The sequence below is a fragment of the Microbacterium maritypicum genome, from assembly GCF_041529975.1.
Taxonomy (GTDB): Bacteria; Actinomycetota; Actinomycetes; order Actinomycetales; family Microbacteriaceae; genus Microbacterium.
Genome location: NZ_CP168030.1, coordinates 2,563,118 through 2,587,719, shown reverse-complemented (window position 1 = coordinate 2,587,719; position 24,602 = coordinate 2,563,118). Strand labels below are relative to the sequence as shown.

Here is a 24,602-nt window from a genome sequence, read left to right as displayed (position 1 = left end):
GAGATCCAGGGCATGGCCGCACGCGGTTCCAAGAACGCACAGTCACGCACCGCGGCAGAGCGCGCACGACTGCACACCGCGCGTACCCAATGGCACGAGGGGCAGATCCGGCGCCGCGTCCGGGACAACACGATCGCCGCGATCGTCGGCGGCCTCATCGTCGTCGCCGCGATCGGCAGTCAGGTCGTGCACGCGCAGGTGACCGCACCCGAGCCGACTCCGACGCCGACCGTCGAGCCGACGACGGCTCCCACCGACGCGCCCACGGAGAGCCCGGCACCGCTCCCCTCCGAGAGCCCCGCCGAGTAGCTCCCCGGGCCGACCGCTCTCGCTAACCGCGGCTCGGCAGCACGTAGGACGACGGGTCCGCTTCGAGCCGGGCGCCGACGAGGGTGTGCAGAGCCGGGTACGCCGAAGCGTCGCCGACCAGGATCCCCCCGAGCAGCGTGTGCGCATCACCTGCCAGCACCAGTTTCCGGTACACCCCGGCGACGGGATCCGCGTAGAGCACGTCGACCGCGTCCGGCGTCCGTGCGAGCGCGTCCCCGAAGCTCGCCACATCGACACCCGCCAGGGTGATGGCAGCGGATTCATCGAACCCGGCGAACCTCGCTTCGTGGCCGAGGATGCGCCGCACCGCCACATCGGCCATCTCGCGGGCCGGAGCGACCAGACCGAAGCGGCGCCCGTCGAGGCTGGCGACCTCTCCGATTGCCAGCACCGCCGGATCCGACGTCCGGCAGGCGTCGTCGATGACGATGCCTCCGTAGGGATGAACCGCGATCCCGGCATTGCGTGCGAGCTCGTCGCGCGCGCGCAGCCCGACCGTGAACACGACGACGTCCACACGCTGGAAGGAGCCGTCCTGGAACTCGATCGCCGTGACGACGCCGGATTCGTCCGGGTCGAGCCGTGTCACGCGCGTCCCGGTGCGCACCGCGATCCCCCGCGCCTGCAGATGGCGCTTCACGATGCTTCCCGCGGTGCCGTCGAGCTGCGCCTCCATCAGCCGATCCGCGTACTGCACCACCGTGGCATCGACCCCGATCGCCTGCAAGGCCCCGGCAGCCTCGAGCCCGATGGGGCCTCCGCCGACGACCACCCCGCGCAGATCACGTTCGAGCTCCGACGCGCGTGCGCCCACGAACGCACGGAGCGCCTCGGCATCCTCGACGGTGCGATACGAGAAGCAACCGGGTAGTCCCGCACCCTCGACCGCCACCCGACCGGCCGAGGCCCCGGTCGCGAGCACCAGCGTGTCGTAGCGATGCAGGCGACGGGAACGGGTGCGCACGGTCTTCGCCCGCCGGTCGATGTGCAGCACGCGATCGTCGACGACCAACTCGACGCGGTCATCCTCGAACGCGTCGAAGGGCAAGGGGAGATCGTCGGCCGACCCGCCGAGGAACAGCTCTCGAAGGCGGGTGCGGTCGTACGGTCGGAGGCCCTCATCGCCGATCACCGTGACCCGCACGTCGTCGCCCGCCCGCTGCCTGAGCTGTTCGACGAAGCGCTGCGCGGCCATCCCCGCACCGACGACGACGATCTCGGTGGCGAGCGGATGATTCATCGGTACAGCTCCTGTCGGCGGCGATCGTGCCGTAGCGCTGAGGCTATGCGGACTGTGTTTCCCGGATGTCACGCGAGGTGTTTCACGCCGCGAACGATCGCATCACGGATGGATAACGACCGCGCATCTCACACCTCGCTGGAGGGGAAGTGAGAGATTCGCACCACAGACGTAACGTCCGGTGCGGCCCGCGGAAACGAGGCTCCCGCATGCTCGAGTCAGTCGAGCATCCGTGCTCCCGTCCCCGTGGAGGTCCTGTGTCCTACATCAAGCCCGCCGAACTCGCCACACGCATGGTGGATGCCGGCGCCTACAAGCTGCAACTGTCCACCCGCGACACCCTGATCCGCGCCTTCATGGGCGCGGCACTCCTCACGATCGCGGCTGCCTTCGCGGTCACGGTCTCGACACAGACCGGTCAGCCGTTGCTGGGCGCCGTCCTGTTCCCGGTCGGGTTCGTGATGCTGTATCTGCTCGGTTACGACCTGCTCACCGGCGTGTTCACCCTCGGACCGCTCGCTGTGCTCGACCGCCGCCCCGGTGCCACGTTCGGCGCACTGATGCGCAACTGGGGGCTCGTCTTCCTCGGCAACTTCGGCGGTGCCTTCCTGGTCGCGATCCTGATGGCCGTGTACTTCACCTACGGGTTCTCGACCGCGCCCAGTGCCGTGGGCGAGGCCATCAGTGAGATCGGCCACGGGCGCACGGTCGGATACGCGGATCACGGCGCCGCAGGCATGCTGACGCTCTTCATCCGCGGTGTGCTGTGCAACTGGATGGTTTCCACGGGCGTGGTCCTGGCGATGGTGTCGGACAGCACGATCGGCAAGATCGTCGCGATGTGGCTGCCGATCATGCTGTTCTTCTACATGGGCTTCGAGCACTCGATCGTGAACATGTTCCTGTTCCCCTCCGGACTCCTGATGGGCGCCGACTTCACCGTCTGGGATTACCTCGTCTGGAACGAGCTGCCGACGGTCGTGGGGAACCTCGTCGGAGGGCTGCTCTTCGTCGGCCTGCCGATCTACTACACGCACGGCCGCCCGAAGGCTCGGGCCGCCCGCGAAGCGCGTCGCACCGAGCGCCGGTCCCGCGTGGAGGTCGTCACGACGGCCGCAGCGGAGGAGCCGGTGCAGGGCCTCGGCACCAGCGCGGCTGAGCGCGAACCGTCCCGGGTCTGAGGGGAATGCACGCCCGAGAGGGGGCGGATGCGTCGGCATCCGCCCCCTCTCCGTATGCGCTCCGGGTGCGCTCCGGGTCAGGCGGAGCGGAAGCGCTCGACGATGACCTCGGCGATGCGCGGGTCCGCCCCGAGCGGTGCCGAGACCAGGTCCGCTCCGGATCTCTCCACGAGACCGGCGAAGTACCCCGGCGCGAGGACATGGCTCGCGGCGATCACCCGCGAGGCTCCTCGCTCGCGCGCGAAGCTCACGGCGTCCGCGATGCGGGGCTCGATCGCCGACGCGTAACCGATCGTGACCGGCACCGGGATCAGGTCGGCGAGGTGCGCGGCCGCCGTGGTGACATCGGCGACCGCCGCAGGGTTGCTGGAGCCCGCCGCCGCGAGCACGACGTGATCGCCCGGAAGCCAGCGGTCGTGAACCGCCGTACGCAGCCGCGCGCGCAGGACCTCGGCGATGAGCGGATGGGTGCCCAAGGGCTCCCCCTGCCGCACGCCGTCATACGGACGGACCGCGCGCGCGATGTCGACCGCGGTGTGGAAACCCACCGAGAGCAGCAGCGGCACCACGACGACGTCATCGTCGAGATGTTCCTGTTCGACGACCTCGGGCACCGCCGGTTCCTGCACGTCGACGAAGGCCTGGACGACACGGGTGCCCGGAATACGTGCGCGCACGAGATCGACGATGTCTTCGACCGTGCGGCGTCCTGCGGGGGAATCCGTGCCGTGGGAGCAGGCGACTAGGGTGGTCATCGGGGTTCCTCCACGGTGAGTCGGTAACCGCGTTTGACGATGGTCTGGATCGCCGCAGCGCCGCCCAGAGCCTCGCGCAGCCGGGCGACCGCCATCTCGACGGCGTGGGCGCTCTCGCCTCCTCGGGGCAACGCGAGTCCCAGCTCCTCCCGCGAGAGCACGCGTCCGGCGGCATCGAAGAGCTCGCTCAGGATGCTCGCTCCGGCGCGGGAGAGCGGAACGAACGCGCCGTCGATCAGCACACCGCGGCTGCGCATCTCCATCGCGCCGAGAGCCGTGTGCAGCCGCGGGGCGGCACCCGACGCGTAGTGGTCGACCACGCAGCGCACCAGCGAGCCCAGGCGTCCACGTGCGGCCAGGGTGGCGGTGAGCCCGGCATCCGCGAGTGGGGCGGCCGTGATCGGCCCGACGGCGGCCAGCAGCAGGCGCCCGGACGCGGCTCTGCGCCGGATCGACTCCAGAGCCCCGGCACGGACGGCCGTCCGGACCCACTCGGCGGCACCGGGTGCGGAGGTGAAGAGGACGGCGTCGACTTCACCCGCGCCCGCCTGCACGACGGACCGGCGCACGACCTGGGGGTCCGGCGGCGGCCCCCAGCGATACACGGTGATGCTGACCACGTCCGCTCCGAGCCCCGCCAGGAGGGTGTCGAGCCCGTCGGCGCCCGCGCCGTGGTGCTGAATCGCGATACGTCGCCCGGTGACCCCCTCGGCTGCGAGGTACTCCCCCACTTCCGCGGAGGTCTCGGACTCCGCGACCCAGTCGGCGATGAAGCCCGCCTGCTGGATCGCCCCGTGAGCCTTGGGCCCTCGTGCGATGAACTGTGCCCCGGCCAGCGCGGCGGCGAGGTCTTCGGCCAGGTCGTTCTCGTGCGCGGCATCGATCCATCCGCGGAATCCCACCCCGGTCGTCACGATCACCATGTCGGGAGGAGACGCGATGAGATCGCGGGTGCGAGCGATGAGGAGCTCATCGTCCTCGTTGGGGATGATGCTCAGGGCGGGCGCGCGGTACACCTGGCCGCCGCGTCGCTCGAGAGCCGCGACGAGATCGCCGGAACGTCGGTCGGCGGCCACGACGATGGTGCATCCGGCCAACACCGGAGTCAGTGGAACTCGGATCGTCACGCCAGGACAGCCCCGATCGTGTTCGACGAGGGAAAGAGCAGTCCTGCGCCCGCGACCTCGCCGACAACGATCACCGCGGGGTTGCGCAGGCCGACGGCCTCGGCATCGGCGACCGCCCTGCCGAGGGTGGTCCGCGTCGTGCGCTGCTGCGCCGTGTGGCCGCTCTCGACGAACGCGATCGGCCTCTGTGCCGGCACACCGTGTGCGAGTGCCGCGGTGACCAGACGTTCGAGGGCGGCCACGCCCATCAGGACCACCGTGGTCACGGTCGCATCGGCCAGCGCCGCGAGCGTGCCCTCGCCGATGATGCCCTGCCCGTTCACGACGTGGAAAGCTGCGGCCGTGCCTCGATGTGTGACCGGAATGCCTGCCGCTTGCGGAACAGCGATCGCGCTCGATATCCCCGGAGTGATGTCGACCGGGATGCCCGCAGCCAGGCACGCCCGCATCTCCTCGCCACCCCGTCCGAAGACGAACGGATCCCCGCCCTTGAGCCGGACGACGCGTCGGCCCGCCGCTGCCCGCCCCACGATGATGCGGTTGATCTCGTCCTGCGGCACGGGGTGTCGACCGGGGGTCTTCCCGACGTCGATCACCTCGACATCGGGGTCGAGCCCGCGGACGATCTCCGCCGCGGGTCCCAGGCGGTCGGTCACGACCACGTCGGCTTCGGCGATGAGCCGACGCGCGCGCACCGTCATCAGGTCCGCGGGGCCCGGCCCGCCTCCGACCAAGTCGACGCGTCCACTCCGACCGGCACGGCGCCGACGCAGCGGGATGCGGCCTTCGCCCGCGAGGCCGACGATCGCATCCCGCACGGCGACCGACCGACGCGGGTCCGCACCGACCGTACTGGTCACCGCGACGGTCACGTCACCGATCTCGGCCTGTGCGGTGAGCCTGGTCGACCCGTGGGCGCCGTCGGAGGCATTGATGCAGAGGATCCGCTTGCGCTCGCAACGTTCCGCGACATCGCGGTCGACGCGGGCGTCGCCGGTGGCCGTGTGCACGAGCCACGCCCCGGCGAGATCCGTTCCTCGGAAGCGACCGGCGCGCCAGACGAGACCGTGAAGCTCGACCAGCCGCGCGGTGTCCGGATGCAGGACGGGGGCGGCGATCCGCACTCGCGCCCCTTCGTCGAGTAACCGGCGGATCCTCTTCGCCGCGACCGCGCCACCACCCACCAGCAGCACGTCGCGTCCGGTGAGGTCGACTCCCAACATGACCGTCATCGGATCTCCTCGATGTTCAGCTCGATCTGACCGTCTCGAACGGTCACGTCCCAGACCCGCAGCGTCGCCGAGGCTTTGCCCTGTGTGTCGAGACACTCCCCCGTGCGCAGGTCGAAGACCTGCTTGTGCATCGGTGAAGCCAGCGTCGGCACATCGCCCCGCGTGCCCACGATCCCGCGGGACATCACATGGGCGCCGCTGTAGGGATCGAGGTTGGACACCGCATGCACCGAGCCGTCAGCGAGGACGAAGAGCGCGATCTGGACCGAGCCGAACAGCGCCGCCCTGCCTCGCTCCACCTCGAGGTCGCTGAGCGCGCAGACGCGGACTCGCGTTCCGATGTCAGGGCTGAGGGTCATCGCCGCACCTCCAGAGTCGTGCCGGCGATCATGACGCTCGCGTCCGATCGTTCCTCCGTCGTCGCCGGCCGCACCTGACCGCGCTCGGACACGTAGGCCAGAGAAGGGTCAGGGGTGTCGGTCGCATTCACGAAGGACTCGAAGCGCCGCAGCTTCACCGGGTCGCGCAGGGTCGCCGCCCACTCGTCCTCATAGCGGTCGACGTGCACGCTCATGGCCGCGTCGAGGTCGTCGCAGATGCCGAGACTGTCGTCGAAGATCACCTCGCGGAGACCGTCCAGCCCGCCGTCGAGCTCGGCACACCACCCTGCCGTGCGCTGGAGTCGGTCCGCCGTGCGGATGTAGTACATGAAAAAGCGGTCGATCGCGCGGATGAGGCCCTCGTCGTCGAGGTCGGCGGCGAGCAGCTCCGCGTGGCGCGGCGAGAAGCCGCCGTTGCCGCCGACGTACATGTTCCACCCCGTCTCGGTGGCGATCACACCGACGTCCTTCGACCGGGCCTCCGCGCACTCGCGCGCGCAGCCGGACACACCGACCTTGAGCTTGTGCGGCGCCCGAAGACCCCGATAGCGGAGCTCGAGGCGCACGGCCATGCCGACGGCATCCAGGACCCCGTACCGGCACCAGGTCGAGCCGACGCACGACTTCACCGTGCGCAGCGCCTTGCCGTACGCCTGCCCGGACTCGAACCCGGCGTCGACCAGCCGCTGCCAGATCTGCGGCAGCTGCTCGAGGCGGGCGCCGAACATGTCGATCCGCTGCCCGCCGGTGATCTTCGTGTAGAGCCCGTACGTCTCGGCGATGTTGCCGATCGCGATCAGTCCCGCAGGGGTGACCTCGCCACCGGGCATCCGCGGCACCACCGAGTACGTGCCGTCCTTCTGCATGTTGGCCATCACGTGGTCGTTGGTGTCTTGCAGAGCCGCGTTCTCACCGTCGAGCACGTGCGCTCCGACGAGGACGGACAGAATGCTCGCCAAAGCCGGCTTGCAGATGTCGCAGCCGCGCCCGGTGCCGAAACGGGCGATGATCGCGCTGAAGGTCGTGAGTTCCGACACGCGCACCGCGTCGAAGAGCTGACGGCGCGACATCGAGAAGTGCTCGCACAGGGCGTCGGACGTCGCCTGTCCGAGCTTCGTCAGCTCCTGGCCGACGATCTTCTTGACCGTGAAGAGGCAGGATCCGCAGGTGGCCCCCGCCTTGGTGCAGGCCTTCACGGCCGCGGCGTCGGTGCACCCCTCGGCGTGCACCGCATCGCGGATGCGTCCGGCGGTCACGTTCGAGCAGGAGCAGACGACCGCCTCGGCCGGCAGCTCGTTGTCGGGAAGCGCGGTGCCGCCGTCCGGCATCAGGTAGGCGGCGGGGTCTGCGCCCAGCGCAGCACCCACCAGGGGGCGGAGCATTCCGTATGCCGAGGCATCGCCGACGAGGATGCCGCCCAAGAGTGTCTTCGCATCGTCCGAGAGGACCAGCTTCTTGTAGACCCCGTTGACCGGGTCGGTGTAGACCACGTCCAGGGCATCCGGTGTGGAGGCGAACGCGTCGCCGAAGCTCGCCACATCCACGCCGGAGAGCTTCAGCTTCGCCGAGTCGTCGTAGCCGGGGAAAGTGGCATCGCCGCCGAGAATCCGAGTGGCCGCCACCTCCGCCATGGCGTATCCGGGGGCCACGAGTCCGACGGAGCGTCCTTCGAAGTTGGCGACCTCGCCGATCGCGAGGATGTCGTCGTCGGCCGTGCGGCACCTCGAATCGATCAGTACGCCACCGTGGGGGTGCACAGCGAGATCGGCGAGGCGTGCCAGTGAGTCCTGCGGGCGCACGCCGACGGTGAAGATGACGACGTCCGTTCCCTGCATACTGCCGTCCTGGAACTGCAGTGCCGCGACGGAGCCGGAGGCATCCGGGTCGATCCGTGTGGTCCGCGTTCCCGTCCGCACATCGATGCCCTTCGACTCGATCAGGCGGCGCAGGATGGTGCCACCCGCGAGGTCGAGCTGGGCGGACATGAGCCGGTCCGACGACTGCACCACCATGCACTCGACGTCGAGACCCTGCAACGCGCCTGCCGCCTCAAGGCCCAACAGTCCGCCGCCGATCACCGTCCCGCGCAACGGGCGGCCGAGTGACGCCGCGCGGCGCTGGACGAACGCGTCGATCGCGGCGACATCGTCGAGCGTCCGATAGACGAAGCAGCCGGGGAGCTCAGCGCCGTCGACGGCCGGCCGCATGGCGTAGGAGCCGGTCGCGAGGACGAGTGTCCCGTAGGCGTGGACCGCACCCGAGCGGGTGCGCACCGTGCGGCGAGCCCGATCGATCACGGTGACGCGATCATCGCCGATGAAGCGCACCCTGTCGTCCTGGAGGGTCTGCGGATCGAGTGCGAGATCGTCGGCGCTCGCACCGGTGAAGAACGAGGTCAGACCGACGCGGTCGTACGGCGCTCGCGCCTCCTCGCCGATGACCGTGACCGTCGGCGCCGAACCGTCGCCGCGGAGCAGGCTCTCGACGAATCGGTGCGCGACCATTCCCGCCCCCACCACCACGACATCCGACGATGTGCTCTCCCGAACGACCACGAGCCCTCCTCTGTCCGTGGACTCGACGATAGAGACACGGTGTTTCGCGAAAGGCCGGGGCGGTGTTACACGGATCGAACGTTCTTCTCACAACTCGGTAACAGTCGTGTGAGATCGCGCTTCGAGCGAGTCCGGCAGGGCCCCGCGGGGCGTACTAGGCTGAGCCTCGTCCCTTCCGCCTCCCGCGGCCCTACCGCGCAAGGAGAATCACGTGTCTGCCACCGAGCCCTCGAAGCCGACTCCCCCCGTCCCCGCACCCTCCGCCGTGCCGATGCCGCCGAAGGCACCCAAGCCGGCAGCCGTCGTTCCCGCCGCACCTGCGCCGTCTCCGGCCGCGTCGTCGACCTCCGCCGAATGGGGCCGCGTCTCCGACGACGGCACCGTCGAGGTACGCGAAGGCGAGGTCTGGCGCGTGGTCGGCCAGTACCCCGACGGCACGCCCGAGGAGGCGCTCGCCTACTTCGTGCGCAAGTTCGACGACATCGCCTTCAAGGTGCACACGCTCGAACAGCGTCACCAGGCAGGCGGCGCGTCGGCGAGCGACCTCGCAAAGCAGGCCGGTCATCTCATCGACGAAGCGACGGATGCCGCTGCCGTCGGCGACCTCGCAGGTCTGCGAGACCGTCTGAACGCCCTGACCTCATCGCTGTCCGAAGCCACCGAGCAGGAGGCGCAGCAGGCCAAGGAACTCGTCGACAAGGCGATCGCCGAGCGCACCGTGCTCGTGGAGAAGGCCGAGGCGATCGCCGCGCGCGACCTCAGCAAGGTGCAGTGGAAGCAGGTCACGGCCGAGCTCGGCGAGCTGTTCGACGCGTGGCAGGCGCAGCAGCAGAGTGGTCCCCGCCTCTCCAAGGGCATCTCCCAGCAGCTCTGGAAGCGGTTCCGCGATGCGCGCGCCGTGGTCGACAAGCAGCGTCGCGCCTTCTACTCCGAGCTCGACGATGCGCACAAGAGCGCTCGCGACGTGAAGACCCGCCTGGTCGAGCGTGCCGAGGCACTCGCGCCGCGCGGCACCGACGGGATTCCCGCATACCGCACCCTGCTCGACGAGTGGAAGGCAGCCGGGCGCGCCGGGCGCAAGGCAGACGATGCACTCTGGGCGCGGTTCAAGGCGGCGGGCGATGCCCTGTACGCCGCTCGCGCCGAGCAGTCCGCCGCCGAAGAAGCGGAATCCGCACCGAAGATCGAGGCCCGAGAGGCTCTTCTCGAAGAGGCCAAGGCCGTCGCCGACGAGTCGAACATCAAGCGCGCTCGCGCGCTGCTCACCCGCATCCAGCGGCAGTGGGATGAGATCGGCCGCATCTTCCCGCGGGATAAGGAGCGCGCGCTCGACGACAAGCTCCGCACGATCGAGCAGGGGCTGAAGGCCCGTGAAGACGTGGACTGGAAGAAGAACAACCCCGAGACCAAGGCACGCGCGAACGACATGAGCTCGCAGCTGCAGGAGGCCATCGAGAAGCTCGAAGCCGAGGTCGCCGCCGCCGAGAAGGCCGGCGACAAGAAGGCCGCGAAGGAAGCCGCTGACGCCCTCGAGGCTCGCCGCGCCTGGCTGAGTGCTCTGGGCGGCTGACCTTCTCCACAGGTCTCCGCGACCGTCTCGAACGCGGGGTGCACTGCGCCAGACTGGCGTGATGCACCCCGCGTTCCTCTATGTTCCCGGCGAGCGGTTGAGCCAGACCGAACTCAGCGCGGCCCGCATCGACGGCCATGTGGTCGACGTGGGTGACGCGTACATCCCTGCCGATCTCGTCGAGGGGCCGGATGTACGGGCGAGCACCATCGCCGCGCTCGTCCGGCCGGGCACCGCCGCATGCCACCAGACGGCCGCGTGGGTCCACGGCGCCGGTGACACGCCGCCGGTCGTGCATCACGTCAAGCGCTGCGTGGAGCGCCGGATCCGTCCGGTCACCAGCGCGCGTGTGGTGTTCCACGACACCCTGCTCCCCGATTCCGACGTCCGTACGCTCGGCGGCGTCGCCGTATCCAGCCCGGCCCGCACGATGCTCGACCTCGCGACGACACTGCACCGCGACCCGCGGGTGCTGCCGTGGATGGATCTTCTCGCCGTCGCCTGCCCCGACACCCCGGACGCGGCGATGAACGCGCTGCAGGAGCTGCGACGTGTACCGGGGAGTCGTATGGGATCGGCCGCTCTGCAGCGCCTCGCCGTCAGGAGGAGGTGACCCGGTAGACGTCGTAGACGGCGTCGATCCGACGGACCGCGTTCAGTACACGGTCCAGGTGCACGGCATCGCCCATCTCGAAGACGAACCGGCTCAGAGCCAACCGCTCATCGGTGGTGGTGACCGTCGCCGAGAGGATGTTGACGTGGTGCTCGCTCAGCACGCGCGTCACGTCGGAGAGAAGCCCCGAGCGGTCGAGCGCCTCGACCTGGATCTGCACGCGGAACACGCTCTTCGTCGTCGGGGCCCACGACACCTCGACGAAGCGGTCCTGCTCGTTGCTGAGCGCCTTGACGTTCACGCAGTCCGCCCGGTGCACCGAGACGCCGCTGCCGCGCGTCACGAAGCCGACGATCTGGTCACCGGGAACCGGGGTGCAGCACTTGGCCAGCTTCACCAGGATGTCGTTGGCGCCGCGCACCAGCACGCCGGAGTCGCCGGATCGCGGCTCACGCGTCGGGACGCTCCCGGGCAGATCGATGGCGCCCGTGCTGGGGTCGTTGGCCGCGACCAGAGCCGTGACCTTCTCGAGCACCGACTGCGTCGACACGTGTCCTTCGCCGACCGCCGCGTAGAGCGCCGAGACGTCTTCGTAGTGCAACCCGCGCGCGACCTCGGCGAACGAGTCCTGGCTCATCAGCTTCTGCAGCGGCAGGTTCTGACGGCGCATCGCGCGGGCGATGGCCTCCTTGCCCTGCTCGATGGCCTCTTCGCGGCGCTCCTTGGTGAACCAGCCGCGGATCTTGTTCCGCGCCCGAGTGCTCGCGACGAAACCGAGCCAGTCCTGGCTGGGGCCGGCATCCGGGTTCTTCGAGGTGAACACCTCGACCACGTCACCGCTCTTGAGTTCCGATTCCAGAGGCACGAGGCGCCCGTTGACCTTCGCACCCATCGTGCGGTGGCCGATCTCGGTGTGCACCGCGTAGGCGAAGTCCACGGGAGTCGCGCTGGCCGGCAGGCCGATCACCCGCCCCTTCGGCGTGAAGACGTAGACCTCCTTCGCACCGATCTCGAAGCGCAGCGAGTCGAGGAACTCTCCGGGGTCGGCGGTCTCGGCCTGCCAGTCGGAGATGTGCGCGAGCCACGCCATGTCGGTGTCGGAGGCGCGGACCTCGGTCTTGCCACCGCCGTTCATCCGCTCCTTGTACATCCAGTGCGCGGCGACACCGTACTCGGCCTGCTGATGCATCTCGTGCGTACGGATCTGAATCTCGACCGTGCGACCGGCGGGACCGATGACCGTGGTGTGCAGCGACTGGTAGAGGTTGAACTTCGGGGTGGCGATGTAGTCCTTGAACCGGCCGGGCAGCGGCGTCCAACGAGCGTGGATCGCGCCCAGGACGGCGTAGCAGTCGCGCACCGAGGAGACGAGGACGCGGATGCCGATCAGGTCGTAGATGTCGTCGAACTCGCGGCCGCGGATGACCATCTTCTGGTAGACCGAGTAGAGCTGCTTCGGGCGCCCGACGACCTTGCCGCGGATGCGGAGATCGCGCAGATCCTCGTCGATCTCCTCGACCACCTGAGCGAGATACTTCTCGCGCTGCGGAGTCCGCTGCGCGATGAGGCTGTGGATCTCGTTGTAGATCTTCGGGTGCAGCACAGCGAACGAGAGGTCTTCGAGCTCCGACTTGATCGCCTGGATGCCGAGACGGTTCGCCAGCGGAGCGTAGATCTCGAGCGTCTCCTTGGCCTTCTTCGTGGCCTTCTCCGGCGGGACGAAACCCCAGGTGCGCGCATTGTGCAGGCGGTCGGCGAGCTTGATGAGCAGGACCCGGATGTCCTTCGACATCGCCACGATCATCTTGCGGACCGTCTCGGCCTGCGCGCTCTCGCCGTACTTGACCTTGTCCAGCTTGGTCACGCCGTCGACGAGCATCGCGACCTCGTCGCCGAACTCGGCGGTGAGATCGGTCAGCGCGTAGCCCGTGTCTTCGACCGTGTCGTGCAGGAGCGCCGCAGCGATGGCCCGCGGGCCCAGACCGAGCTCCGCGAGGATCTGTGCGACAGCCAGCGGGTGCGTGATGTACGGCTCGCCGCTCTGGCGCTTCTGCCCCTCGTGCTTCTCCTTCGCGACCGCGTATGCGCGTTCGATGACGGAGAAATCGCCCTTGGGATGATTCGCACGCACCGTGCGGATCAGGTTGTCGAGGTCGTTGATGCGGGACGCGCGGGAGAAGATGCGGGGAACCAGTCGTCGCAGACTCGAACCCTGCGATGACGTCTGCGGTTCCGCCATCAACTCACCTCCCGATCACTTCATCCTACGCGTGCTGACGGCGCCGAGCTTCCGCTCGGAGCGCCCTCGGCCCGGACCCCTCAGGCTTCGACGGACGCCCGGCTGCGAGCCTCGCGGATGCGGGCGTCGCGCTCCTTGAGCTGGGGCTCGTTCTCGCGGAACAGCGAGTAGAGCGGAGCGGCCACGAACAGCGTGGAGTACGTCGCGACGAGGATGCCGACGAAGATCGACAGCGAGATGTCGGTGAGCGATTCCGCACCGAGCCAGAAGGCGCCGATGAAGAGCACGGCACCGACCGGCAACGCCGCGACCACAGACGTGTTGATCGAGCGCACGAGCGTCTGGTTAACGGCGAGGTTCACCGATTCGCCGAACAGTCGGGCGGACTTCTCCCCGTCTTCGGTGGTGTTCTCCCTGACCTTGTCGAACACGACAGTGGTGTCGTACAGCGAGTACGCCAGGATCGTCAGGAAGCCGATGACGGCAGCCGGAGAGATCTCGAAGCCGGCCAGCGCGTAGACGCCGACCGTGATGACGAGCACGTCGAGCAGGCCGATGATCGCCGCCGCCGACATCTTCCACGTGCGGAAGTAGATCGCGAGGATCAGGAACGTGAGTGCGAGGAAGATCGCGAGCCCCCACAGCGACTGCTTCGTGACGTTCTCGCCCCAGGCCGGGCCGATGAACGACGACGTCACATTGGCGGGCTCCACACCGTAGGCGTCGGCGAGGGCTTCCGCGACGTCCTGCGTCTCGGCGGCGCTCATCTGGTCGGTCTGGACGCGGATGTCCTTCCCGTTCAGGACGACGACCTTGGTCGCGGCTCCCGGCACGACCGACTGGACGGCCTCCTTCGCGGTGTCCTGATCGACCGTGTCGGGCGCCTGCACCGTGAACTGGGACCCACCGGTGAACTCGATGGAGAACTGGATGGGGCGGATGAGCGGCACGAGGGCAGAACCGACGACGAGCACGATGGCGATGATGAACCACAGCCGACGCTTGCCGACGAACGGGAAAGAGGTCTTGCCGGAATAGAGGTTGTTTCCGAACTCATTCATGGAAGGCATCAGGCGTCTCCCTCACTTCCGGGCTTGGTGGGTCTGTCGCCCGCGAGTGCCTCGGCGCGCTTTCTTTCTGCGATGGTCTGGCGGCGATCCGCCTCGCCCCGGGAGCGGGCGTTCTTCGCACCGCGACCGGCCGATGCCGTCGAGACCTCCCGGTACTGGGACCGGCTTCGGTACACCGCACCGAGCGCCTCGGGATCGAGGCCGGACAGCTTGTGACCGCCACCGAAGAATCGGGTGCGCGCAAGGAGCTGCATCACCGGGTGCGTGAAGATCACGAAGATGAACACGTCGATCAGGGTGGTGAGACCGAGTGTGAAGGCGAAGCCCTTCACCGTGGCGTCGGCGAGGATGTAGAGCACGACCGCGGCCAGGATGTTGATCGACTTCGAGATGTAGATGGTGCGCTTCGCGCGGCCCCAGCCGTCTTCGACCGCGGCGGTGATCGACTTGCCGTCGCGGAGCTCGTCTCGTATTCGTTCGAAGTAGACGATGAACGAGTCGGCGGTGAAGCCGATCGAGACGATCAGACCGGCGACGCCGGCGAGCGAGAGACGGAAGCCGAGCCGCCAGGCGAGGATGCAGATGATGATGTAGGTCAGGACGGCCATCACCGCGATCGAGGCGATGATCACCGATCCGAGCGCGCGATACACGATGAGCGAGTAGATCGCGACGAGTGCGAGACCGATGAGACCCGCGATCAGACCGATCTGCAGCTGCTGGGTTCCGAGAGTCGCCGAGATGGTGTCGGAGCTCTGCACGACGAAGCTGAGCGGCAGGGCACCGAACTTCAGCTGGTCGGCGAGCGTGGTCGCCGTCTCCTGCGTGAAGCTGCCCGAGATGCTGGGACGGCCGTCGAGGATGACGCCGTTCATCCGCGGAGCGCTGATCACGTCGCCGTCGAGCACGAACGCGAACTGATCGCGCGGGGACAGACCGTCGATGCGGTTCTGGTTGAGGCGCGTGCTGACCTTGCCGAAGGCGTCGCCGCCCTCGCCGTTCATGGTCAGCTGCACGATCCACGCGCCGGACTTCTGATCGCGGCCCGCGGAGGCATCCGTGATCGCGGTGCCGTCGAGCTCGGTCGGTCCGAGGAGGAACTTCTGCGCCTTGTCCGGGGAGCAGGCGACGACCGGCTCGTCCTTCGGGGCACGGGCGGGGTCGTTGTCCGGGTTCTCGCAGTCGTATGCCTGGAACTCCGCTGCCAGCTTGTCGGTCACCCACGACAGGTCGCTCGCGTCGGTCGGCTCGGCGGTCGGCGTCGCATTCAGCGACGGGTCCGGACTGGGGTAGGGAGTGGAGTTCCCGTCCTCGCCGACGAACTCGGTGCTCGCGGCCGTCGTGTACAGCACGGGTCGCAGCTCGAGCTGCGCGCTCGCCTGGATGCGCTCACGAGTCTGCGCATCCGCCTCGCCCGGGATCTGGACGACGATGTTCTGTCCGCCCTCGGTCGTGATGTCGGCCTCGGCCACACCCGACGCGTCCACGCGCTGGCGGATGATCGCCGCGGCCTGGTCGAGCTGCTCCTGCGTGGGAGCCGCTCCGTCCTCGGTCTCGGCGCTGAGGACGATCTGGGTGCCGCCCTGCAGGTCGAGTGCGAGCTCAGGAGTCCAGGAACTGACCGGCTGGCCTTCGGCGTCCTTGATGACGTACACGCCCAGCGAGTTGATGCCGAACAGAACACCCGTCACGAGGAGCAGGCCGAGGAGGACCCGCCAGGCGTGACGGACGGGAGAAGATGAAGCCACGTGTGTTCAGCTTTCTGGGAGGACGGAGATCCGAAGGGCCGCGCCGGCCGCGGAGATTACTTGTCGTCGGCGTCGCGCTCGAGGCGAGCGCGCGTCTCCTCGGGGGTCTCGAGCGCGGGGGCGGCCGCCTCGTCGACGGCCGGCTCCTCGATCACATCGACAGGGGCGTCGACGATCGCGTCCTTGGGCTCGACGACGCGGAGGATCGCCTGGCTGTGGACGTCGATGATGGTGCCCGGCGCGATCTCGACGAGCGCGGGCGTGTCGAGGTCGTCGGGGTCGTACGAGACGATCGTCCCGTAGATGCCGCCCTGCAGGAGCACCTTGGCGCCGGGAACGGTCTTGGTCGCCTTCTCCTCCTGCTCGGCCTTCATCTGCTTCGTGCGCTTGCGCGTGTTGAAGATCATGAAGACGAGGAGGACGGCGAGAAGGCCGAAGAGCAGGAATTCCATGGGCATGGGGGAAGCGCCTTTCTCAGGTGCACGCTCCAGCCTTTGGGCGCGCGAAGGTAACCGGGAAGTCTTCAGTGATTATAGGTCATCCAACTTAAGCATCCCGTCCGGATGCGCGACGCCGAGATGCGCGTAGGCCTCCGGCATCGCCACACGACCGCGCGGCGTGCGTCCGAGGAAGCCGATGCGAACGAGGTACGGCTCCACCACGCTCTCCACGGTCTCGCCCTCTTCGCCGACCGCCACGGCGAGCGTGCTCAGGCCGACCGGTCCTCCGCGGAAACGGCGGACCAGCGCCTCCAGCACCGCGCGGTCCAGCCGGTCGAGGCCGATCGCGTCGACGTCGTAGAGTTCGAGCGCCGCGCGCACGTCGTGGATCGTGGCCCCGCCCTCGCCGTGCACGAGGGCGTAGTCGCGGACCCGGCGCAGCAGGCGGTTCGCGATGCGGGGGGTGCCTCGGGAGCGGCGTGCGATCTCGGAGAGCGCATCGGTCGGCACGTCGACGCCGAGGACCGCGGCCGAACGGGCGATGACCTGCTCGAGCTCGGACTCGTCGTAGAACTCCAGGTGTCCGGTGAATCCGAATCGGTCGCGCAGCGGATTCGGCAGCAAACCGGATCGCGTCGTGGCCCCGACGAGTGTGAAGGGAGAGAGCTCGAGCGGGATGCTCGTCGCTCCGGCGCCCTTGCCGACCATGATGTCGATCCGGTAGTCCTCCATCGCCAGGTACAGCATCTCCTCTGCGGAGCGCGCCATGCGATGGATCTCGTCGATGAAGAGCACCTCCCCCGGCACCAGGCTGGAGAGCAGGGCTGCGAGGTCGCCGGCGTGCTGGATCGCCGGGCCGCTCGACATGCGCAGCGGCCGCTCGCTCTCGTGGGCCACGATCATCGCCAGCGTCGTCTTCCCGAGCCCCGGGGGGCCGGCGAGCAGGATGTGGTCGGCAGGACGGCTCTGGATGCGCGCAGCTTCGAGCAGCAGCTGCAGCTGTCCGCGCACCTTCTGCTGTCCGACGAAATCGCCCAGGCTGGTCGGGCGCAGTGCGCCCTCGATGGCGAGCTCGGTCTCGTCGGAGGGTTCGGTCGCGTCGAGGGGGTCAGCCACGAGCCTGGCCTCCCTGCGCGGGGCCGAGGAGCGCGAGGGTGCGTCGCAACAGCAGGGCCACGGTCGCCCGCTCGGCCTCCGTCGCCTCGGATGCCGTCTGGGCTGCCGCCTCGGCGGCGACCTTCTCCGACCAGCCGAGGCCGACCAGCGCCGCGGCCACCTGCGTGACCACGTCGGTGCCGCCCGACATCACGGGCCTCGACGGCGCCGCGAAGGCCTGCACCTTGCCTGCAAGCTGCAGAACGATGAGTTTCGCCGTCTTGGGGCCGATGCCGGAGACCCGCCGGAACGGCGCATCGTCTTCCGCTGTCACGGCTTCGGCGATCTGATCGCCCGTGAGGTGCGAGAGCACCCCCAACGCGGATTTCGGCCCGACGCCGGTCACGCTGATCAGCAGGCCGAAGATCTCGAGCTCGCCGCGATCCGCGAAGCCGAACAGGGAGAGCGAGTCCTCACGGACGATGAGGCTCGTGTGCAAGAGGAGCTTCTCCCCCACGGTCGCGGTGTGTGCGACATCGGCAGGGACGGCGACGGCGAACCCGACACCACCCACGTCGATGACGACCTGATCGGACGTCGCATGCTGGACGACGCCGTGCAGTGAGGAGATCATCCCCTCAGCCTAGGGCGTGGTTCGGACCTATGTTCGAGCGACACGCTTCTCGGCGTCCGCCCAGGCCCGTTGCGCGGGAGTGAGCGCCCCCTGCCCGGATGCAGTGCGGCCACCGCGACGCCAGGCATGGCACAGCGCGATCGCCAGAGCGTCCGCGGCGTCAGCCGGCTGCGGAAGCGCATCCAGGCGCAGGATGCGCGCGATCATGGTCTGCACCTGCCGCTTGTCGGCCGCGCCGTAGCCGGTCACGGCCGCCTTGACCTCGCTCGGCGTGTGCGTGGCGGCGGGCAACCCGGACTCGGCCGCGATCAGCAGCGCGACTCCGCTGGCCTGAGCCGTCCCCATCACGGAGTGGGTGTTCTGCTGGGCGAAGACGCGCTCGACGGCGACCGCGTCCGGGCGGTGCTCAGCGATCACGGCGCGGATGCCAGCGGCGACGATCGCGAGACGATCGCCGGTCTCCGCGTCCGGCGATGACCGGATCACTCCCACGTGCACCAGCGTGCCGCGACGCGAAGGATCGACGTCGACGATTCCGACACCACAACGCGTGAGCCCGGGGTCGATGCCGAGCACGCGCAGAGAGGAGGTCACTCCCCCAGGCTAGGCGCGCGAGGAGACACCGGCCGTCCGGCGCGCCTACGCGTCGTCGTTCTCGAGCTCGGCCTGCACCTCGGCCGACAGGTCGAAGTTGGTGAACACGTTCTGCACGTCTTCGCTGTCTTCGAGAGCATCGATCAGGCGGAAGACCTTCCGCGCGGTGTCGGCGTCGATCTCGACCTTGAGGTTCGGGACGAACTCGACGTCCGCCGACTCGTAGTCGATCCCGGCTTCCTGCAGCGCGCTGCGCACGGCCACCAGGTCGGTCGCCTCGGTGATGACCTCGAAGCCCTCGGCATGCGGCTCGATCTCCTCGGCTCCCGCCTCGAGCGCCGCCATCATGACGTCGTCCTCGGTGGTTCCCTCGGAGCCGACGACGATGACGCCCTTGCGGCTGAAGTTGTAGGCGACGCTGCCGGGGTCGGCCAGAGTCCCACCGTTGCGACTGAGGGCCGTGCGGACTTCAGCGGCTGCGCGGTTCTTGTTGTCGGTCAGACACTCGATCATGAGGGCGACGCCGTTGGGTCCGTAGCCCTCGTACATGATCGAGAGATACTCGACGGCTTCGCCACCGATTCCCGCACCGCGCTTCACCGCGCGGTCGATGTTGTCCTTGGGGACGGACGTCTTCTTGGCCTTCTGAACGGCGTCGAAGAGCGTCGGGTTGCCCGCCAGGTCGGGTCCGCCGAGCTTCGCGGCGACCTCGATGTTCTTGATGAGCTTGGCCCAGGACTTCGCGCGCCTGGAGTCGATGATGGCCTTCTTGTGCTTCGTGGTCGCCCACTTGGAATGCCCGGACATAAGTCTCCGCTCGTCGTATCCGCCCCGGAACGTGCCCAGGGCGTCGTCCATTCTATCGAAAAGCCGCGGTCGACCGAGCGGCGTCCACCGCGGCCGTCCGCGCAGCCCTCATTCGCGCGGGTCGCGGCCCTGCAGGGTCACCGGGGCCGCACCGATCTGCAGCAACATGCGCGATTCATCGCCGCGCGCGACGCGCACATGTTCGGTGATGTACCCCGCGACCTCGTCGCTCGGCTCACCCTCGGCACAGGTTCCGACCGCGGTGTTCGCCTGCCGGACGAGCGCCATCATCATGGGGACGCGCTGGAGGAGGCGATCGGCTTCCTCCGGCTTGCCGACCGCTTCGGCGATCGCCCGCTCGCCCTTCGTCTGGTAGTCGCAGGCGAGCACGTGGGCTGCTCCGAACGCGGCCTGATCCCGCAACGGGGCGGTGGGATCGTGCAGGGCGTAGTAGCGGGCGACCTCGTCACGGAGCCACGGCACCAGCGGCAGGAGAGACTCCTGCGTCGCCTGATCGAGTTCTCCGCCCTGCAGCACCGGCTCCATCGCCGCCACGACCGCGTCCATCCATCCGCGCAGCGCAGTGGTGCGCGCCTCGTCTTCGGCGGCCCCGTTGATCATCGCCGACGCGCGATCGTAGACATGCAGTCGCTGCAGATTCATGTAGAGGTTGTTCAGGCCGATGAGTTGCCATTCCCGTGCGCCGATCATGCGCTCAACCCTACCGAGGCGTCGCGCGACCCCTGGCGCGAGAAGACACCCGGGTGTAGGCCTGAGGCATGAACGAGATGGCTCCTGACGACAGGTCGCGTGCACTTGATACCGCGCATCACGCCGCCCTCCGCTTCCTCGACTCGGTCGCCGAGCGACCGGTGTGGCCACGGGCTTCACTCGACGACATGCTGACGGCCTTCGGCGGCCCGCTCCCGGAACACGGCATCGATCCCGCGACGGTGGTCGAGGAGATGGCCGTGGGCGCCGATCCCGGCCTCGTCGCGATCCCCGGCGGCCGGTTCTTCGGCTTCGTGATCGGTGGCACCCATCCGGCAGCCCTGGCCGCCGACTGGCTCGTCTCGGCGTGGGATCAGAACTCGGGCTCGTCGACCCTCACACCCGCCACGGTCGCGATGGAACGCGTCGCCGGGCAGTGGATGCTCGATCTCTTCGGACTCCCCGCGACCGCCAGCGTCGGTTTCGTCACGGGCGGGCAGCTCGCCAACTTCACCTGCCTCGCCACCGCTCGACATGCGGTGCTGGCGCGCGCAGGGTGGGACATCGCCGAGCAGGGATTCCACGGTTCTCCCCCGCTGCGGTTCGTCGTCGGCGCGGACCGGCACGGGTCCATCGACCGCGCCGCACGCTTCCTGGGGATCGGGCGGGCGGAACTGACGGTCGTCCCGTCCGACGATCAAGGGCGTATGAGCCCGGATGCGCTCGAGCAGGCTCTCGCCGGCGGCGACGGCCCCCTCATCGTGTGTCTGCAGGCCGGAGAGGTGCACACCGGCGCCTTCGACGACTTCGCCGCGCTGATCCCCATCGCGCGACGTCACGGCGCCTGGGTGCACATCGACGGCGCGTTCGGGCTGTGGGCGGCGGCGTCTGCCGGGTTGAGCCACCTCACCGCCGGCATGGCGGATGCCGACTCCTGGGCGACGGACGCCCACAAGACGCTGAACGTGCCCTACGACTGCGGCATGGCGATCGTGCGCGACCCGGCGGACTCCATCGCGGCGTTCCGCACCGGAGGCGACTATCTGATCTATTCGGGGCTCGACCCGTGGGACGTGACGCCCGAACTCTCGCGACGCGCCCGCGGGGTTCCCGCGTGGGCCGCGCTGCGCAGTCTCGGACGCTCGGGCATCGCCGAGCTGATGGACCGTCTGCACGCGAACGCCGTCGCGATGGCTGCGGGGCTCCGATCCGTGGAGACAGTGGAAGTCATCAACGACGTCGTCTATACCCAGGTCATGTTCCACCTCGGCTCCGACCGGGCGACGCGCGCGCTCGGCGCGGCGATCCTCACCGAGGGGACGGCGGCCATGACGGGCGCCGAGTGGGGCGGCCGTGCGGCCCTGCGGTGCTCGATGTCTTCGTGGGCGACCACCCCGGAGGATGTCGACCGCACCGTCGAGGCCATCCGCGGCCTGGTCGCCGCGGGTTCACGCGCCGAATGATCGAGATCGTTGGCCCTGCCGCCGGCTGCTGCTAGCGTCGAGGAACCCGTGCCCCGGGGATGCCGCGACGCTGCGAGCGAAGGGAACGACACGATGAGCGCAGGCGCCGATCGCCTTCGACCGGAGTGGACCGCACTCCCCCTGGTGCTGCGCGCGCGCATCGTCGACGTGATCGGAGGACGATTCGTCCGCGATGAACCGGCCCAGAGCGGATTCAGCGCGTCCTACGCGGGTGTGGTCACCACCACGAAGGGAAAGGCCTTCGTGAAGGCCTGCGCGCGGGACTGGCATCCGGAGTCCCTGCACTTCCTCCGTACCGAAATGCAGGTGCTCGCGACGCTGCCACCGACGGTCGCCCCGGCAGTGCTGGGCGAGGTCGACGAGACTGCCGGTTCCGCGCTCGTGCTCGAAGCGATCGACGGACACCACCCCGGCAGCCCCTGGTCGGCGGATGATCTGCATTCGATCGCTGCGACCCTCCGCATCGTCGCCTCGACGAAAGCGCCGCTCGATCTGCCTGACGCGGCCGACAGCATGTCCGACTTCACCCGATGGGAGGATATCTCCCTCGATGAGCGGCTGCTCGCAGGTCTCCCGGCCATGGTGCGTGGGCGGATGACGGACCTGCTGCGCATGGAACAGGACTTCCGCGCTGCAGTCAGCGGAGACGTCATCGCGCACGACGACGTGCGGGCCGACAACGTCCTCATCAGTGATGGGCACGCACGATTCGTGGACTGGCCGCACGCCCGCCGCGGAGCCCCCTGGATCGATCTCCCCTGTCTGCTGCCGAGCGTCGAGGCATCGGGCGGTCCCGCGTGCGAAGAGGCCTGGCCGCTGTTCGAAGAGCACGGAGCCCCGCCCGTCCAGGACATGCTGCCGGTGATCTCAGGCTTCGCGTCCTACCTCTGGTTCGCACAGGCACAACCCGAGATTCCGCAGCTCCCCGGACTTCGCGCATTCCAGCGGGCTCAGGCCGGCCCCGCGCTGCGGTGGCTCGCCGCGCTGCTGCAGGTTCAGGAACGCGCGGCGTCGAGGTAGGTCAGCACGGCTCTCACGCGGCGGTTCTCCTCCGGCCACCTCGGTGCGCCCGCCGGGAATGATCGTTCACGGCAGACCAGCGGGGCTGCGTCGTCGCGACTGATCGCCCAGGGCTGCGGTCGATGCCATCCGGACGTTGGTGTTCCTTGCTATCGTGGCCGCGTGCGATGGCTTGCGGACGAGGCGAGTGGTTCACGACGTGTTCCGCTCTCTCCGGGGTCACCCCGGGGTACGCAGTCTGACCTGGAACGAACGCCGCAGGCGCCTTACTGCGCTTCGCGCAGACCGGTGCCCGCACTGATGGACGAGTCGTACGCAGGCCATTGCACGCCCGGCGCCCGCTTCGCGGCTGCCCACTGATGGCGCCCTCCACCGCATCACGCGTGCTGGGGCGCACGCCGCGACCGTTGCCGTCGTCGGTGGCCGCCTCTCTGGCCGATGCTTTCCTCGCCTCAGAGGTCTGGGCGAAGGAGCAGCTGGTCGAGGCCGGCGCGCACGTCTTGGGCGCGCGTCGCCGTTGGCTGTCTCCGCTCGTCGGCGACGTGTTGACCTCCTTCGTCCGCCCGCCCGTCGATGCCCCGCGACTGCTGACGTCGGTGATCCTCCGTTCGCCCGACTTCGCAGAAGCGGTGCGCAAAGCCGAGGAGCGCCGTTCGCCGCTGCGCATCCACCACCACGTAGTCGGTCCCTCGGCGTCACAGCCGCCCTCGGGCGCTCTTCCCCGCATCGACAGCATCCCGGATCTCGCCGCCATGCTCGATCTGGACGTCGGCCGGCTCCAGTGGTTCGCCGACACCAAACGTTGGAATCGGCGCGCACGCACAGGGGCCTTGCACCACTACCGGTACGAGTGGCGCACACGGCACGGGCGGATCCCCAGGTTGCTAGAGATCCCGGAGCAACGGATGCGCCGTGTGCAGCGCAGTCTTCTGGAACAGGTGCTCGGCCTCATAGCCGTGAATGATGCCGCCCACGGTTTCATGCCCGGTCGCAGCGCGGCCACCGGGGCCGCGCTCCACACGGGGGCCGACATCGTCATATCCCTCGACCTCACCACGTTCTTCGCCCGCGTGACGGGCGGTCGCATCTACGGAACAGTTCGGCAGTCGGGACTGCCCGAGCCGGTCGCGCACGTCGTGACCGGGCTGTGCACCAACGCCGTTCCTCCGCGCGTGCTTGCTGCCATGCCACCGGGCGGATCATCCGACGAGCGGTTCGCCCTGCGTCGGGCTCTGGCCACGAGTCATCTGCCGCAGGGCGCCCCCTCCTCACCGATGCTTGCCAACCTCGCCATCCGGCGCCTCGACTCACGGCTGACGGGATGGGCGGATGCCGTCGATGCGACCTACACGCGATACGCCGATGACCTCGCGTTCAGCGGCGGCCCGAGACTCGCGAAGCGACCTGATGCCTTCATCCGTGGTGTGCAGCGGATCATCGAGGACGAGGGGCACGTTGCCAACACGCACAAAACGAGGGTCCGACGCCAGGGCGTCAGGCAGAGCGTGACCGGAATCGTCGTCAACCAGCGAACGAACGTCTCACGAGACGACTACGACCGGCTCAAGGCGACGATCCACAACTGCGTCGTGCACGGTCCGCGCAGTCAGAATCACCGCCGACTCGACGATTTCCGTGCACATCTGCTCGGCCGCATCTCGTGGGTCGAGAGCCTGAACCCCCAACGAGGCGCGAAACTCCGTGCGGAGTTTCTGCGTATCCGTTGGTGACCGGTGCGACCAGGCACGAGTGGCCAAGTGGCCCTACCGTCGGACGA

22 protein-coding genes are annotated in these 24,602 nt (G+C 68.8%); 7 read left to right on the top strand and 15 right to left on the bottom strand.

Annotated features, from left to right (window positions below):
- Positions 1-12: 12 nt before the first annotated feature.
- A complete protein-coding gene (locus tag ACCO44_RS12555; RefSeq protein WP_262000963.1) occupies positions 13-309 on the top strand; it encodes a hypothetical protein in 297 nt (98 codons plus the stop codon).
- A gap of 22 nt (positions 310-331) precedes the next feature.
- Here ACCO44_RS12555 and ACCO44_RS12550 read toward each other — a convergent pair whose 3' ends face one another.
- Positions 332-1,570, bottom strand: coding sequence for an NAD(P)/FAD-dependent oxidoreductase (locus tag ACCO44_RS12550; RefSeq protein ID WP_262000964.1), 1,239 nt, complete (start codon positions 1,568-1,570; stop codon positions 332-334).
- Between the two features lie 257 nt (positions 1,571-1,827).
- Between ACCO44_RS12550 and ACCO44_RS12545 the strand changes: the two genes are divergently transcribed.
- Positions 1,828-2,751: a formate/nitrite transporter family protein gene (locus ACCO44_RS12545; RefSeq protein WP_262000965.1), complete on the top strand. Its 924-nt coding sequence runs from the start codon at positions 1,828-1,830 to the stop codon at positions 2,749-2,751.
- A gap of 77 nt (positions 2,752-2,828) precedes the next feature.
- Here ACCO44_RS12545 and ACCO44_RS12540 read toward each other — a convergent pair whose 3' ends face one another.
- Genes ACCO44_RS12540 through nirB form a run of 5 tightly spaced genes read right to left on the bottom strand, consistent with a single transcriptional unit; the run spans position 2,829 to position 8,749 of the window.
- Positions 2,829-3,506 (bottom strand): sirohydrochlorin chelatase, encoded by a 678-nt coding sequence (locus ACCO44_RS12540; RefSeq protein WP_262000966.1) that lies wholly within the window; start codon positions 3,504-3,506, stop codon positions 2,829-2,831.
- Complete coding sequence (locus tag ACCO44_RS12535; protein ID WP_262000967.1) at positions 3,503-4,633, bottom strand: uroporphyrinogen-III synthase; 1,131 nt, start codon at positions 4,631-4,633, stop codon at positions 3,503-3,505. The genes ACCO44_RS12540 and ACCO44_RS12535 overlap by 4 nt, the downstream gene beginning before the upstream one ends.
- Positions 4,630-5,865, bottom strand: a complete 1,236-nt coding sequence (gene cobA, locus ACCO44_RS12530) for a uroporphyrinogen-III C-methyltransferase (RefSeq protein WP_372466783.1) — start codon at positions 5,863-5,865, stop codon at positions 4,630-4,632. Before cobA ends, ACCO44_RS12535 begins: the two co-directional genes overlap by 4 nt.
- A complete protein-coding gene (gene nirD / locus ACCO44_RS12525) occupies positions 5,862-6,224 on the bottom strand; it encodes a nitrite reductase small subunit NirD (RefSeq protein WP_029263326.1) in 363 nt (120 codons plus the stop codon). Before nirD ends, cobA begins: the two co-directional genes overlap by 4 nt.
- Positions 6,221-8,749: a nitrite reductase large subunit NirB gene (gene nirB / locus ACCO44_RS12520; protein WP_372469407.1), complete on the bottom strand. Its 2,529-nt coding sequence runs from the start codon at positions 8,747-8,749 to the stop codon at positions 6,221-6,223. The genes nirD and nirB overlap by 4 nt, the downstream gene beginning before the upstream one ends.
- A gap of 262 nt (positions 8,750-9,011) precedes the next feature.
- On the opposite strand from nirB, the gene ACCO44_RS12515 reads away from it, so the two are divergent.
- Both ACCO44_RS12515 and ACCO44_RS12510 read left to right on the top strand, forming a co-directional pair.
- Complete coding sequence (locus tag ACCO44_RS12515) at positions 9,012-10,370, top strand: DUF349 domain-containing protein (RefSeq protein ID WP_372466782.1); 1,359 nt, start codon at positions 9,012-9,014, stop codon at positions 10,368-10,370.
- 61 nt (positions 10,371-10,431) lie between these two features.
- On the top strand, positions 10,432-10,983 hold the full coding sequence (locus tag ACCO44_RS12510; RefSeq protein ID WP_372466781.1) for a type IV toxin-antitoxin system AbiEi family antitoxin: 552 nt from the start codon (positions 10,432-10,434) through the stop codon (positions 10,981-10,983).
- On the opposite strand, the gene ACCO44_RS12505 is transcribed toward ACCO44_RS12510, so the two are convergent.
- The 9 genes from ACCO44_RS12505 to ACCO44_RS12465 all read right to left on the bottom strand — a co-directional run bounded on the left by ACCO44_RS12505 (position 10,970) and on the right by ACCO44_RS12465 (position 20,321).
- On the bottom strand, positions 10,970-13,222 hold the full coding sequence (locus ACCO44_RS12505) for a bifunctional (p)ppGpp synthetase/guanosine-3',5'-bis(diphosphate) 3'-pyrophosphohydrolase (protein WP_029263322.1): 2,253 nt from the start codon (positions 13,220-13,222) through the stop codon (positions 10,970-10,972). The two genes, ACCO44_RS12510 and ACCO44_RS12505, sit on opposite strands and share 14 nt — an antisense overlap.
- Positions 13,223-13,302: 80 nt before the next feature.
- Positions 13,303-14,292: a protein translocase subunit SecF gene (secF, locus tag ACCO44_RS12500; RefSeq protein ID WP_029263321.1), complete on the bottom strand. Its 990-nt coding sequence runs from the start codon at positions 14,290-14,292 to the stop codon at positions 13,303-13,305.
- Complete coding sequence (gene secD, locus ACCO44_RS12495; RefSeq protein ID WP_029263320.1) at positions 14,292-16,040, bottom strand: protein translocase subunit SecD; 1,749 nt, start codon at positions 16,038-16,040, stop codon at positions 14,292-14,294. Before secD ends, secF begins: the two co-directional genes overlap by 1 nt.
- A 56-nt stretch (positions 16,041-16,096) precedes the next feature.
- Positions 16,097-16,498, bottom strand: a complete 402-nt coding sequence (gene yajC / locus ACCO44_RS12490; protein WP_372466779.1) for a preprotein translocase subunit YajC — start codon at positions 16,496-16,498, stop codon at positions 16,097-16,099.
- Positions 16,499-16,570: 72 nt separating this feature from the next.
- Positions 16,571-17,596: a Holliday junction branch migration DNA helicase RuvB gene (gene ruvB / locus ACCO44_RS12485; protein ID WP_029263318.1), complete on the bottom strand. Its 1,026-nt coding sequence runs from the start codon at positions 17,594-17,596 to the stop codon at positions 16,571-16,573.
- A complete protein-coding gene (gene ruvA / locus ACCO44_RS12480) occupies positions 17,589-18,209 on the bottom strand; it encodes a Holliday junction branch migration protein RuvA (protein WP_105709975.1) in 621 nt (206 codons plus the stop codon). The genes ruvB and ruvA overlap by 8 nt, the downstream gene beginning before the upstream one ends.
- 27 nt (positions 18,210-18,236) lie before the next feature.
- A complete protein-coding gene (gene ruvC / locus ACCO44_RS12475; RefSeq protein WP_372466776.1) occupies positions 18,237-18,803 on the bottom strand; it encodes a crossover junction endodeoxyribonuclease RuvC in 567 nt (188 codons plus the stop codon).
- Between the two features lie 45 nt (positions 18,804-18,848).
- On the bottom strand, positions 18,849-19,610 hold the full coding sequence (locus ACCO44_RS12470) for a YebC/PmpR family DNA-binding transcriptional regulator (protein ID WP_029263315.1): 762 nt from the start codon (positions 19,608-19,610) through the stop codon (positions 18,849-18,851).
- A 108-nt stretch (positions 19,611-19,718) separates the two neighbouring features.
- Positions 19,719-20,321, bottom strand: coding sequence for a hypothetical protein (locus ACCO44_RS12465; protein ID WP_105709977.1), 603 nt, complete (start codon positions 20,319-20,321; stop codon positions 19,719-19,721).
- 68 nt (positions 20,322-20,389) lie between these two features.
- Between ACCO44_RS12465 and ACCO44_RS12460 the strand changes: the two genes are divergently transcribed.
- From ACCO44_RS12460 to ACCO44_RS12450, 3 genes are all read left to right on the top strand, one after another.
- Positions 20,390-21,784 carry an aspartate aminotransferase family protein gene (locus ACCO44_RS12460; protein ID WP_372466774.1) on the top strand — a complete coding sequence of 465 codons (1,395 nt, stop codon included), beginning with the start codon at positions 20,390-20,392 and terminating at the stop codon, positions 21,782-21,784.
- A 93-nt stretch (positions 21,785-21,877) separates the two neighbouring features.
- Entirely contained in the window at positions 21,878-22,825 is a 948-nt protein-coding gene (locus ACCO44_RS12455) for an aminoglycoside phosphotransferase family protein (RefSeq protein WP_372466773.1), read from the top strand.
- Between the two features lie 359 nt (positions 22,826-23,184).
- Positions 23,185-24,555 carry a reverse transcriptase family protein gene (locus ACCO44_RS12450; protein ID WP_372466772.1) on the top strand — a complete coding sequence of 457 codons (1,371 nt, stop codon included), beginning with the start codon at positions 23,185-23,187 and terminating at the stop codon, positions 24,553-24,555.
- Positions 24,556-24,602: the final 47 nt, after the last annotated feature.